Raw genomic sequence first — 13353 nt, forward strand, 5'->3', positions numbered from 1 at the left:
AGCATGACACGGCATCATCGCGCAGCCATCAACGGAGATGGGCAAGGAGGACCCGCGTCGGAAAGGCAAGACCGGTTCCCAGGCCCGAACAGCCTCTGAGCAGCCCGGACGAATTTCTCGGCAGGCACAGGGTCTCGCCTGCGTTAGCGCGCTGGCGCGCCGCGTGGGCTCGGGTTACGGCGCCTCCGGCAGGGGCGCTCCGGCTCCAGGGGGCGGCGATGGTCATGGACCCCCGGGGTGGCCAGGTCCATGGTGAGGGCCCTGGCGAGCGCTGGGGGGAGCGGGATACGGGCGGCTTGACGTTCGGTGGCCCACTCGGAGCTGTCGGGGGACTCGCCCATGACGATGCCGAACCAGCGTTCGCGGTCCTTGACGACCCGGAACATCTTCTCGTCGTGGGTGCCGCCGACGTACGGCTCGTAGACGACGACAGGCTGGCCGACCCGGGCGGCTCGGGAGCCGATGCGGTCGACGCGGCCGGTGCGCTGCTCCAGTGTGCTGGGGTTCCAGTCCAGGTCGTGGTGGATGACATGGCGGCAGGCGTGGTGGAGGTCGACGCCCTCGGCCATGACACTGCTGGCGATGAGTACCTCGGGGAAGAATGGGGTGTTGAACGTCTGCATGAGCGTTTCGCGGGTGGCCGGCTTCGCCTCCCCGTTGACTAGGCGGACGTTGGGTAGAAGCACCTCGCGGTCGTGGGAGTGCTCGGAGGTGTCGAAGTGTTCGCTGGTGACGCGGATGCCGCCGGTCTGGATGCTGGCGAGCGCGTGGAGCACGTCGTCGCGCTCCTTGTCGACCTGTTGGGCAAGGGCGGCGGCGAAGGCACTGATCTGGTCTGCGAAGGTGGCGCCAGCCGCGCCGCGGTCCAGGCCAGCGAGTAGCCCCTCGATGGTCAGGTTGGGGGAGAGGTCAACATAACGGGTCAGGAACGAGGGCGTACGCATGAAGCGGACCGCGATGTCCTGCGCCCGTTGTGCCGTCTCGTCATCGAGTCCATTGAGGTAGCTGGCGACTCGTTCCCGGAAGGCGTCGTACCCGCTGACATCGCTGCGTAGCAGACGCTCGGCGATCGCGTCGACCTCAGCTAGCACGTCGTCGCCGGCGGGCCCCCCGAGGGCCTGCGCGGCCCGGTCGATGATCTCCCGACGGATGGCGCGCGAGATGTGATTGCGCAGGGCACGGCCGGTCTCGCGGTAGAAGCAGAAGACCAGGACCTTCTCGCCGCGCCGCCATAGGTCGACCACGCGGCTGACAGTCGCGGCGACCTTCGGATGCGCCGCCCAGCCGTCGACGGTGTCGTGCGGCAGGGCGGTCTTGATGCGCTCGACGTACCACCGGAGTTGGTCCTCCGCGGCGGTGGCGGACGTGTCCGGCGTGTAGCCGTCGGGTGTTTCGAGGTCGTCGAGCTCGGCGATCCGGTGGGCTCTCGTGTCGGCGTAGGCCTCGAAGGATGAGGCGAGCCCGTAGGCGTAGTATCCCCGCACCGGGCTGGCCTTGCCCGCGTTGTGGAGGTTTGCGATCGCCTCGGCGCGGGCGGCGAGCAGAAACGGCAGAACTGCGTCGCCTTCGACGGTCAGGCCGGAACCCGTGTCACGTCCGTCCAGGATCGCCCGGCCGGGGTGGTAGTCGCGACGCCGAGTCCGGCTGGCCCTGGTGTGTCGGATGACCCATGGGCGCAGCAGCTTCTCGGCCGATCGGAGCTCGTCGTGCGCTGCGGCTGCGGCGGTGATCGCCGTACGGACCCGCTCAGATTGCCCTTCCTCAATTTCGAATGTGCCGACGGAGGCAACCTGGGGGGCGTCGGACTCCTCGAGCCGCGACCAGGCCCGTTCCAGCCGCAGCGCAGCAGCACGACTTCGGTTGAGCCCGTTCTGGATTTCTTCAACCTGGTCGTCGAACCGCTCCCGCGCCGCCTGCGACGACCAGCGCACGCCATGGAATCTACGCAAGATCCGGATCAGCTCGTCATGGTTAAGCTGGAACGGCGTGGCGGTGAGGAACAGCATCCTGTCGAACATGTTTCCCAGCGCGCCGCGCTCGTCAACAGTGTTGGCAAAGAGGTCACCGAGCTGGGTCCTGTTCTTGACGTGGTGGGCCTCGTCGAGTATCAGCAGCGGCAGCCGGACATCCAGGCGCTGCAGGGCCCCCTTCCAGACCTCGCCAAGTGCCCACTCGAGCTGTGCCCGAGCGACCTTGAGGCGCTCTTCCAGGTTGGCGGTGCGGTAGACAGGAACGGCGGCCAGCGCCTGCCGAAGGTCCTCGAGGTCGAGCCCGGATACGGCGTCGAGCAGTGCCGCAGGCACGGGGTCGTCGTCGAGCGGATCCTCGGGTTGACCCCGGTCCCACACCTGCTTCCACCGGCCCGGTTGTTTCTCGAGCAGCGTCGCCACCAAGGCCTGGCCCGCCGCACCCCGGAACCGGCGTTCCCGCAGCAGTGCGTGGGCATGCTTGGCCAGCACCCGGCGGTGCTTGTCCCGATCGCGGTCGTAGCGGGTCGCCTGGCGCAGCAGGGCGAGCCGGATCAGCGGGTCGGTGAGCCTGCTGGTGAGCGCAGTGTGCGTGGCGAAGATGAGGTGCTGGCGCTCCTCAGGGGGGTCGTCGAGCAGCTTGAGCAGGTCACTGCCTCGCTTGACCGGCCGCGACCCGCGCAGCCCGTGGCCGGGCGGGAGGCAGTGCTCGGCGAAGACCTGCCACTCGCGGGGCCACTTCTCGGCGACCGCCGCTGGGACCAGGACGACGACGGGGTTGGCCCGCCCGGTTGCTTCCAGGACGGAGACCGCCACTGCGAGGGCAACGTAGGTCTTGCCCATACCGACCTCGTCGGCGAGCACCACGCCGGGCTGATCGGCCAGGGAGCGCAGGATGGCGTCGGCTGTACGCAGCTGCCGCGCGGCGTCCTGGGTGGATACCCGACCAGCCGTAGCGAGATTGATCCCAGGTGTCAGTGGCCACACTTCGCCAGGGCCTCCTCCATCGCATCGCGGACATACTGGTCAAGGGTGGGGTCCTGCGACGAGGGCAGGCGCTGCGTCTGCTCCCGGATTTGCTCCAGCACCGCCGTCACCTCCCGCCTGATTTCACCTCGCTCGTCGACATTGCGGACGGCCGACCAGTCCACGGCCGCGATGGTGAGAGCGAGCTCGGCGAGCATGAAATGCTTCTCACCGTTGACCATCTGCTCCTCGGACGTACGGACCAGGCTCTCGGCAAGGGTGAGCGGGCCGAGCGCCCCGTGCAGTCGCCACCGCACCGCATCGAGATTGCTTGCCGGCCGCGCGAGCCGTTCCTGCAGCCGCGTCAGCGCGAGCGAGGATTGCCGGACGCGTTGCATCAGGTATGCCTTGTTGTAGCGCGTCAGCGGATCCAGCCCGGTGTCCGCGCCAGCCTCTGCGGCCCGCTCGAGTTTGCGTAGCTCCTGCTCGACGGCGACGGGCAACGGTCGCGTCGAGGCGAGCGCGGCGAGCAGGGCGTGGACGGGGATCTCCCGTAGCTCGCTGGGCGGTGGCAGAGCACCGCGGTCGTCGATATTCGCGGTCCAGGTCGACTCAACCTCCTGCCCGTCGATGTGCCAACGGACCAGCAGGTAGGCCGGCAGCGGCGTGCCCGGCGCGAGCGGAACCCGTACCTGAGGCTGGACGGATGCCGAGCAGGTCGCGCTGTCGTAGAGAGGGTGACCTGCCGGGTCGAGGATCCGCCAGCTGGCGGGCAGCGTCGTCGGATCGAGGGTGAGGGTTGCGGCTGGCTCGGGTTGCAGGTGCAGGAGGCAGTCGATAAAACCGTGCGGCAACTGGTGCCCGGTCGCCTCGTCCTCGTCGGCCGGCGTCTCCCACTCCTGCGCGTCGGACACGATCGGGTCGCCCTTGGCGGCGAGGGCCCGCAGCGCCTTGCCTTCGGCCGAGTTCAGTTCGCAGCCGATCCACATGTTGAGCTCGCGGTGCGCGCCTGGGTGTAGGCCCAGGCCGTACCTTGTCATGTTCGACGAGCCGACCATCGCCGCGACCCACGTGTCACTTTCCAAGAGCACGAGCTTGGCGTGCAGTGTCCTCCGCTCCTTGTCAGGCCTGGCATAGCCGGACACGGGTGCGTTCTGATCAATCAGGGATGGCGGTCCCTGCACCTTGCCGGTGAACGGGCTGATGTCGGCGAGGATGGTCAGCTGGCGCTCCTGCGCTGGCCGCCCGGTGAGCAGGCGGCGTACTGCGTCAATGCCGGGCGCGGGCGTCCCGTCGTCCCAGAACGGCGAAAGCAGGGTCGCGCGCAGCGGCTTGCCCCCGCGCCAAACCGCCTCGTGACGGTCGAGCGGATTGACTCCTGGCCGGGCGGACGCAAGCGCGATGTGGATACCCGCAGCTGGCCAGGCGGGCAAGTCGGCGGCCTCGACGCGCTGCCGGAACAGGGCCAGGGTGGCCAGTGCGCGCGCCTTGGGGCCGAGCTGTGACGGCCCGGGAGCGAGGTCGACGAGGTTGCGCAGCTCGTCGTGCAATTCGATGAAGACCGTCCGTGGTACCTGGCAGTGCTTGTCAAGGTCCAAGGCGAGGCCGAACTCGACCTGCTGCCGGTAGCCGGCGGCGGTGAGGTTGGCCGAGCCGAGCAGTACCCGGCAGTGGCGCTCCCAGAGCAGAAGTGCGGCCTTGGCATGCAACAGACCATCGCCTGGTACGGCGACCGGGAGCAGATCCCAGCGCAGGTTGCGCTTCTGGGTGCGCGTGCTGCGGTCGGCGAGCACGGTCACCTGCGTCTCGGCAAGTCGGTCCTCCTCCTCGAGCAGCGAGGCGATGGTGGAGATCCGATCGCCGTCGCCGGTGCCCGTCGAGAGCGACAGGAAGCGGGATAGGCAGTCCTGCGCGAAGAAGTCGGCGTCAAAGGTGAAGGTGGTGGCCAGGCATGCCAGGGGTCGGCCGGCGTGCTGCGGCGCCGACCAGTGCTCAAGCAGCCGTACGGTCATGATGTGGCACCGATGAAGCTGCGCAGGGTGTGAACGCGTACGGGGTGAACGAAGTAGTTGAGGTCTGGTCGTTCAGGGCTGCCGTAGGGCGGGCGGACGACCCAGCCATCGCGCAACGGCTCGAACCAACTGCGCTTTCCGCCGGGCTTGCCCGCTTGGACCTGTTCGTGATGGTGAAGTACGAACTCTGCAAGGTCTTTCGGCGAGCGGGGGTAGACGAACTCGCCGAGGCGTTGTTCCAGGTCGATGTCATGGGTTACCTCGGCCACGCGGTCGGCGGCGCGCTTGAAGCGCTCGGGGATCTCGCGGGCGCACCAGTCGAGCGTCTCGTCGTCGGCGACGTGGGAGGCGGTGAGCGGCTGGCCGCCAAGCGAGTACGACACGCTGCAGAGCAGGCGGAAGGCGGCATTGACGAGGACCGCCAGCTCCTCGTAGCTGACCACCGCGTCGATGATCCGGCCCAGCTCTTGAGATGCGTGCTTCCGCGCGGCGGCGAGCAGTTGCGGCTCGGTGGCGATGCGGTCGTCGTCCGCCAGCAGGAGGGCGAGTTCCGCGCGGTGCTCGTGCCTCGGGTCGGTGAGAAGCCGGCGCAGCACCGCTGCCTCGGTCCGTCCGGCCTTGTCGGGGCGCAGCGTGGCGGCCAGCCGCCCGAGTAGCTGCGCGCCGGTGGCGACCGTAAGGCTCCCCTTCTGCAGCGCCGCGCGCACCTCCTCGTGGACCCGCCGTCGGATCGCCCCGCCCTCGGTGCCGGGGACCTCGTCGGCGAAGCCGGTCAGGCCGTGGTCGTGCTCCCACGCCCGGACCAGCTCGACGCACCGCTCGGCCGGCGCCAGATCCTGGGTCAGCACACCCGCGTCAACCGCAAACGGCTTGTAGACGCCGTAGAAGCCGAAAACCCGCGGACTGTTGAGGTAGGTCTGTCGCGACAGCCGCTCGCCCCGGTTGATCGCGGTGCGCGTCTTCTGGCTGCCAGGGACGTCGGCAGGAAGGCCTCGCTCGATCCGGCGCACGAACGCCTCGATGAGCAGCCACTCGAAGCAGATCGCCGGTGTCGAGACGCCATCGTGGGGCTGCTCATCGGCCAAGGACTCGGTCGCGACCGCCCCGACCGCCATCGCGGTGGTAAACCGCACCCAGCGCATCCGCGCCCGCAGCCCCGGCACCAGCACCTCGGCGAGCCGATCGGAGATCGCGCTCAGACCCATCGGGTCGAGACTCCCCTCACCGGAGGCTGGCGGGTCGTAGGCGGACGCCGCCGGAAGTGTGAGTCCCATCAATGGCATCGCGAGGATCACCCCCAGGGGGACGGATATGGATGCGGGCGGTTCTGCCAGGGCGGCTCGTCACGAATCTATCTGTGAGCTACGACAATCGGCGGATGACCGCGCCCAAGGCCTCAGCCCGGGTCGCTGGTCGGACGGCCCCAACGGCGGCAGTGGCTTGTCGCTGCTGGGGGCACGGGACCTTGGATCGAGCCTCGTCTCGGGGCCGGATATGCCGGTACTGCCCGAAGGGCCCCAGCGGTCCGGAGCGGGCCCTACGCGTTGCCGCGAAGGTCGGTGCGCTTCCATTTCCCTCGGCCGGCCGGACGCGGGGTCCGCCGCTGATGCAGCCAGATGGCGTGGTCGAGTTCCCACGGGGTGCAGCCGATCTTGCTTGCTGTGGCGACAACGTGTGCGCGGGCGTCAGCCGCTGTTGGCAGCGACGGAAGGCCCAATGCGTCACGGACCCATCGGCGAACCATGGTGTCGGGCTTGATTCGCTGATCGTCGCCGACGAGCATCCAGAAGTAGTCGAGCCGGACGTCGTTCAGCCCGTTGCCGGGCACCCGTCGCAGGTCAGCCTCAACGCTTGCCAGGCGGCCGTCGTCGGTCAGGAGTTCAGCCGCCTCCCGCAACGATGTGATCCCGTGCCTGCACAGCACGTCGGCATACGCGGTGACCGCGACGCTCTTGTAGGGCGCAAGCCGGTTGCGGTGTGTCCTGTTGCGGCATTGCAGGTCCTCCTCAGCCAGGCGATCGGCTCCCCGCTGGACAGCCCAATCCCGGAAGCTGCGTAGATCCTGTTCGCCCGTCACGTTGGACGATCTACCGATGGAGAGATAGCGGTCCCTGAGGCCGGCGATCTCCGCGTACCGGTTGCAGATCTCGACGACTTTCTCGTACCGCTGGCCGATCGAGTACACGGCGTCGAGGATGCACAGACTCAGGTGTGCCCACCGTCGTGTGCGTGGCTCGATCCGGAGCGCAGCGGCCGCCGCGACGAGCGGGTCCACGGGTGCCGCGACGAACGAGTCCGCCGGAGCCGCAGCCGTGAGCTTGGCGAACAGCCCAGCCGGCATCAGCACCGCCTCAGCGCGCCCATGCGCGCCGAGGGCAACGGGCGCACCGTCGCCGGCTCGGAACCGCTCGAGGATGCTTGGTAACCGCACCCTTGCGTCTCGCACCGACAGCGTCTCAGCGATGTTCATGCCAGCTCCGCAATTGAGGTGAGCACATTAATGGTGTACACCTTAAGTGGTAGGCCTGACCAGGTCAACTGTGGATCGGTCGGCCGCGATGCTGAGCCACGTCCCACCCCGATCCTGGCCTCGGGCTGGCCTGTTGTGATGTCAATCCGATGGATAGGCCGGCGATAGTCGCCGCTGGGTAGCGTTCCCAGGCCTGGCTTACTTTCCGTTGCGCGGGGACCGCGGATTCGGCCAAGCTGGTGCGGCCACTGATGCGGGCTGGACCTGCCACCTCGGCCGCAGGTCCAGCCCTGCATACCGATGCGGCGGGCGACCAGGGGCGGAGCGCGAAGGCAGGGTGAGCGAGTTGGCGAGGTTCGAGTTGGCTCCTGAGCTGTTGGGAGTCCATGTCGGCGCCTACAAGAACCTGCGTGATCAGTGGCTCGACTGGGCTGACGGCATAGCGCTGTTCGGCCCTAACGGCGCCGGTAAGACGAACTTTCTGGAGGCACTGGCGATCCTGCTCGGCACAGACCAGACGCTGCTTCTCGCCCACCCACGGCTGGCACCCGTCACCACGAACGACCTCGGGATTGTGGCGAAGGTGTCTGCCGAGGAGCTGCCCTGGGCGCCGTCAACGCTTCCGCCGGCGGACCTGCCTATTCCATCCGAGCTTGCGCGCCGGCTCCCCGTGCTTTCACGAGGGCGGCAGGACGCCGCTTGGTGGCGGGCGATCGGTGTCGGCTGCGGGGACAGCTTCATGGCGGGCCTGGGCGAACTCGCTCTGCCGGCCGAGGTTCGCGAGTTCCTGGAGTCCCAGTGCACCCGCCCCGTGATCCGGTACCGGCTTGTCTCGTTCGCCTTTCAGGTCACGGACCGGCTTGAGAATGGTGATCCGATCGCCATCCGCGTGGAGCGGCTATTCTCGCGCACGTTGATGGGCTTCTCCCCGCCGGAGGTCGTGAAACGCCTCGCGGACCGCCTGCCAGACGTGTTCGCGCCGCTCCGCACCGCCCTGGCAGCGCCCCCGACTGGACCGGACGGGTACCTCGACATCCTGGCGTTGCCAGACGCCACCGAGCCGCCGGCGCAGCTTGAGTGGTTGCCACGCAGCCGGCGCAGCGGGGAGGTGTACGAGCACCTACGTTCCCGGATGGAGGCTGCGGAGGAGCCGGCCGAGCGGCTCGCGGCGAGTCTGGCGGACCTGCCGGCGGCTGTCGGCGACTTCGATCCAGACGGACGCTGGTGGGCGCATGAGGTAGCGGCGGAGGCCGCGTCCGCAGAGCTGGCCGTCACGCTCGACCATGTTCGGGTTCAGCTGACGGGGGAGGACGCGGACCTCGAGTTCCTCGATATCCGCGGCCAGAAGCCGATCTGCATTGGCCATACGCGCGCCGCTGACGCCTTGGAGCGGTTTTCCGCGGGCGAGCGCCGCTGGGTGGACGAGGCGCTGGCCACCGCAGCCCGGGCCGTGGACCGGTTCGCTGCCAGGGCAGAGTGGCAGGGCATACTGCTGCCCGAGATTGATGAGGCGATGGTGATCGAGTCGTTGGTCGGGGTCAGCGAGTCGGTGCAAAGCCTGGTGGACCAGGCGGGCTTCTGGACGGCGGAAGCGAAGGAGCGCCTGCTGAGTGCCCTGGAAGGCCAACTGTTGGCCGCCGCTCGCGGGAGGCTGTCGGAGGACGACAGCTCATTCGGCCGTGGCCTTACCGAGCAGAGCGCGGGGTTGTCCAGCCTTCGTCCCCAGACGGTGGTGCGGGTGTTCGATGAACCGGAAAGCCACCTTCATCCGCAGGCGCAGCGCACGATCGCGGTCGCGCTGGACCGGCTTCGATTGCGCGGCGAGAATGTCGTGCTGGCATCGCACAGTCCCCACTTCCTGGATCTACCCGACTGGCGGCTCGTGCACGTCCAACGCACGCCGGAGGGCACCACCATGTCTACGCTGGCCGCGGCCGACCTCGACGCGCGCAAGGCCCTGGCCGGTCAGATGGGACTCACTCGGGGCGAGCTACTGACCCGGGTGTCATTCCTGCTGATCGTCGAGGGCGAACACGATCGTCTCCTGCTGGAGGAACTGTACGGGGCTCGCCTCCACGACGCGGGTGTAGCGATCATCCGGATGCATGGCACGCGCAACCTGCTGGCGACCGTGCAGATGGACTTCATCGAACGTCACCTCGACGTGCCGATCGGTGTCCTCCTCGACTTCACCCGTCTCGAGAAGGTGGACGACAACCGCATACCCACGAGTGAGCTCCGCGAGGAAGAGCAGGCGCTACGACACCTACGCCGTGCCTGTCGGAAGAACCGACGCCCGATGACCTACTTCGGCTTGAGTCGGCCGGATGTCGTCGCGTACCTCAACGAGGACGCGATTCGCGTCGACGAGCCCGGATTTGCTGGCTGGACGACGGTGACGCGCGAGTTTGGTGCGGTCAGTGGGCATCTGCGACAAGCGCAGCCCCCAGCAGAGCGACCGAGTTTCAAGCCGTGGCTGGAGAAGAGGTTCGGCGTCGACCTGACACGTACCGACCGGGTGCGCCAGGTGGTGGAGCGGATGGTCCAGGAGGGCCTTCCTGCCGGCGCGGAACTCACGAAGGTTGTGCGTGAGGTGGAGCGGAAGGCCGCCGCCGGGCGGTGGCCAGAACAGCCCGTGGCCGGGCCCGCTCACTGAGCAATGCCATCCACGGCGTCGGAAGGACGCGTCAGCGGTGCAGACGGCAGAAGCAATTGTTGACCAGACCCTGATTCTGGAACGCTCGGCGCCTGCTCCACGCCCGGCGCGAGTTCGAATAGTTCTACAACAGGCACCGCGCCAAGGCATCGCTAACGCCGCCCCTGTACCCATCGCCCGCGCAGGTCGCCGATCCAGACAACCTGGCCCGCCTCGACATCTGAAGACGCGACCGCCTCGGCGACGCCCTCCACGAGTACGAACCAGCTGTGTGACCTGCGCGGACGAGGTTTTCGGCAAGTGCAACGCTGCTAAGCCGCTTCGCGATCTTGCTCCCACTGCTCCAGCCAGGCTTTCCTGGCGAGGCCAGCGGGTGATTCGGGATTGCGGGCAGCCTCCACGATCTCCGCGATTCGGGGGCTACGGTCGGCGAGCACGTCGAGGATGGCATCCACCATCGGCGGTTCCAGCTCCAGTTGTAGCGTCCACTCGCTGCTGTCGTAGCAACCGAAGATCGGATTCTCCTGGTCAACCTCGACGAGCCGGCTCCCAGGAACGGCCTCGCCGTTGTGGCCCCCTGTACTCGCCTCGACGAACAGTTGCGCCAGCAGCTCCTCCCCAACAGAAAAGTTCGTTGATAGTGAGCCGTCCAAGAGCCAGCCGACGAACGCCGCGGCGTCGTCACCGCGTCGCGCGAGCTCGACGTCCTCGGGTTGGGATTCGTCAAACCGAGTAATGCAGGCCACGACGCCGGGGGTAACAAGCCCGATCGCTGTCCGATCGGTGCCGGACGTTCGACTGTCCGTTTCGGTGAACCTCAACTCGCCCCACCTGGGGGATAGAAGCGGCTCCGTTCCCCACCAGTCGGGGTCCTCGGGCAGGAACCGCTCACCTTCGGATGTGGAGAAGACAGGCCAGCGAGCGCCGTTGACGTACAGCACACGGTGCACTCCTCTCTCCTGTGCGCTCTCGGCCTCTTCGATGTGCTTCTCCCACATGCCGTCGGACCACAGGCTCCGGTCAACGGCTTCCCCGCCACCGGGGGCAGAAAGCACCAGCGGCAAGTTCCGCAGCGCCTCCTGGTTTGCCTGGACCCGGGTGACCTCATTCGGGTGGACCTCACCGAGGGATGGGTCGGCGCTGATCAGTGCGGCTACCTCACCGCCAGGACAGGCGACCTCCAACCCGTCGGCGCCGCGTCGCCACAGCGTCTCCCCTCTCCGGAGTACCTGCGCCCGCTCGCACAAGCGCTCTTCCTCGCCCCGGGGGCTGTAGCGCGCAATCTCATACACGAGCTCGCCGTCCATGCCGTTCTCCCTGCTTAGGTTCGCTCCCGGCTTTCGGCCGGTTCGCAGCTGTTCTGAGTCTGGTCCACCGCCACCTTGGAGGCTGCCGTGCCCGCCAACAGGTTCTAACGCATCCGCCGGACGGTGGATCATGAGCGGCGGCAGTTGAAGGTCGGCCTTTCGTACGGCCCAGCGGACCTGGAGGTAAGTGTCGTCGTTGTCGCAGGTTGTAACCTCATCGCCGGCTGGCGCAAGGTCCGGTCCGGGTAGTGCCAAAAGGCCCGGTAGCAGGCTGGGGGCCTGGTCTGGAAGGGGTCTGCCGTAGCTGGCCAGTAGCAGGAAATGCTGCGCGCCGCCGGTACCTCACCGGCGCAGCCCGTCACGCGGTGGCCTAAGAACGGCGCGCAGACTGGCGCAGCGACGACATCGTGGCCATCGCGGCCATCGGTTGATAGCCGCAGTGCGCGGCCCGCTCGCCCAGTTCCATCCCATCCCCGCTGGCATCGACATTGGTTGCCTTCGGTGGTGAGCTCTACGCCGATGCGCGGCTGGTCTGCGGTCAGTTCGGTCCGCTTGACGGTGGGCGGGTTCGGCCGCGCTTGGCCGATTTGTAGGCGGCGTCCATGGAGGAGTATTTCGCCGCTCGGGCGATCATTCCGCTTTGTGTCTGGTCGGAAAGGTAGGCCAGGGCGGTGGCCTCTTCGGCCAGGTCGTCATGCAGGTGGGCCGGCGCTACTGGTAGGGCGTCGGAGAGGGCGTCCTGCGCCTGACGGAGTTCGGCGAGCGCTGCGTCGGGGGCACCGGCGCTGAGGTGGCCGGAAGCGCGGCGTTTAGCCTGCTGTACGTGAAGGTAGGCCAGTTCGGTGCGGACGGTCGGGTCGGGTACCCGACCGGCGGCCTGGTCGCCGGGGACGACGTTGACGTGCAGGGGCACGGTGAGCGAGTGCTGGGCGAGGGTGGGCAGTTCGACCCAGGTGAACTGGCAGGTGGCGACCTGGGCTAGCCCGAGGGTGGCGATGGCGGGGATGTCGAAGGTGATCAGCAGTTTGCGGGTCTCGTCGGCGTAGAAGGTGCCGAGTTCGGCGAGTAGCCCGTCGCCGGTGGTGGTGACCGGCAGGTCGTTGACGATCTGGACCGTGCGTACGTGGGGGGAGGGCTGGATCAGCAGCGACGCCGCCTGGGCGGTCTGGGATAGCAGGCCGTCGACCTCGCCGGCGATGAGCGCGCCGGCGGTGTCGGGTTCCTCGGCGAAGTGTTCGTTGCCGGCCCCGCCGCGGGCAATCGCCGACATGAGCCGTTCGTCGTAGCCGAGTCCGTAGCCGAGCGTGGAGGTGGTGATGTTGTCGGCGTGGGCTTTGGCGGCGATGCCGCCCAGTGTGTCGGGGTCGGTGACGCCGGCGTTGGCGTGCCCGTCGGAGATGAGCAGCACGGTCGCTCCGGCCGGGCCGGCGACGCGGGCGGCTTCCTGCAGGCCGCGCAGGTAGCCGGCGGACAGGTCCGTGCTACCACGCGCGTCGAGCTTGGCGATCGCGCGTTTCACCGCCGGCTTGTCCGACAGGGGGCCGGCTGCGACCGCTACCTCGACCCGGTCGTCGAAGGCGACCAGCCCGAAGTTGTCGCCGGGATCGAGTTTGTCGATCAGGCCGAGCAGTGCGGTCTTCGCGCCGTCGAGGCGGCCACCGTGCATCGAGCCGCTGCGGTCGAGCACCACCTGCAGTGTGGATGCTGGGCGGGCCGCGTCGCGGGTCGACGCCGTGGGTGCGGTCAGTTCGACGAGCACGGACAGTTGGTCGTCGGTCTCGAGTGCCAGCACGTCGACATCCAGATGTGCAGAGATGTGCATGTTGTCTCCTTCAGCGGCACGGCATATACCCAGCAGGGCTTGCCTCGCGGACGGTAGTGAATCACCGCGGTGTGACACTTCGATGGTCGCTGCCGAGGTTCGGCGCCTCCCATGGCGAACACTCGGCGGCGATTTGAGCGTGACGGCTGCGGC

At 68.1% G+C, this 13353-nt stretch carries 7 protein-coding genes; 1 reads left to right on the forward strand and 6 read right to left on the reverse strand.

The features are described 5' to 3' along the window. Positions 1-143: 143 nt before the first annotated feature. The 4 genes from GA0070624_RS16000 to GA0070624_RS16015 all read right to left on the reverse strand — a co-directional run bounded on the left by GA0070624_RS16000 (position 144) and on the right by GA0070624_RS16015 (position 7415). Positions 144-2954, reverse strand: coding sequence for a DEAD/DEAH box helicase (locus GA0070624_RS16000; RefSeq protein WP_091341925.1), 2811 nt, complete (start codon positions 2952-2954; stop codon positions 144-146). Continuing rightward, a complete protein-coding gene (locus GA0070624_RS16005) occupies positions 2942-4945 on the reverse strand; it encodes a phospholipase D-like domain-containing protein (RefSeq protein ID WP_091341927.1) in 2004 nt (667 codons plus the stop codon). The genes GA0070624_RS16000 and GA0070624_RS16005 overlap by 13 nt, the downstream gene beginning before the upstream one ends. Further along, on the reverse strand, positions 4942-6240 hold the full coding sequence (locus GA0070624_RS16010; protein WP_141715039.1) for a hypothetical protein: 1299 nt from the start codon (positions 6238-6240) through the stop codon (positions 4942-4944). Before GA0070624_RS16010 ends, GA0070624_RS16005 begins: the two co-directional genes overlap by 4 nt. 242 nt (positions 6241-6482) lie before the next feature. Then, on the reverse strand, positions 6483-7415 hold the full coding sequence (locus GA0070624_RS16015) for a type II toxin-antitoxin system Phd/YefM family antitoxin (protein WP_141715040.1): 933 nt from the start codon (positions 7413-7415) through the stop codon (positions 6483-6485). A gap of 337 nt (positions 7416-7752) precedes the next feature. On the opposite strand from GA0070624_RS16015, the gene GA0070624_RS16020 reads away from it, so the two are divergent. Further along, the gene (locus GA0070624_RS16020) at positions 7753-10071 is read left to right on the forward strand and encodes an AAA family ATPase (RefSeq protein ID WP_091341935.1); all 2319 of its coding nucleotides are present in this window, start codon (positions 7753-7755) and stop codon (positions 10069-10071) included. A 311-nt stretch (positions 10072-10382) separates the two neighbouring features. On the opposite strand, the gene GA0070624_RS16025 is transcribed toward GA0070624_RS16020, so the two are convergent. Next, positions 10383-11378 carry a hypothetical protein gene (locus GA0070624_RS16025; RefSeq protein ID WP_091341938.1) on the reverse strand — a complete coding sequence of 332 codons (996 nt, stop codon included), beginning with the start codon at positions 11376-11378 and terminating at the stop codon, positions 10383-10385. A 538-nt stretch (positions 11379-11916) separates the two neighbouring features. Further along, positions 11917-13200: a vWA domain-containing protein gene (locus GA0070624_RS16030; RefSeq protein WP_091341940.1), complete on the reverse strand. Its 1284-nt coding sequence runs from the start codon at positions 13198-13200 to the stop codon at positions 11917-11919. Positions 13201-13353 lie beyond the last annotated feature (153 nt).

Origin of the sequence: Micromonospora rhizosphaerae (assembly GCF_900091465.1) — a bacterium.
In the GTDB taxonomy this organism is placed as follows: domain Bacteria; phylum Actinomycetota; class Actinomycetes; order Mycobacteriales; family Micromonosporaceae; genus Micromonospora; species Micromonospora rhizosphaerae.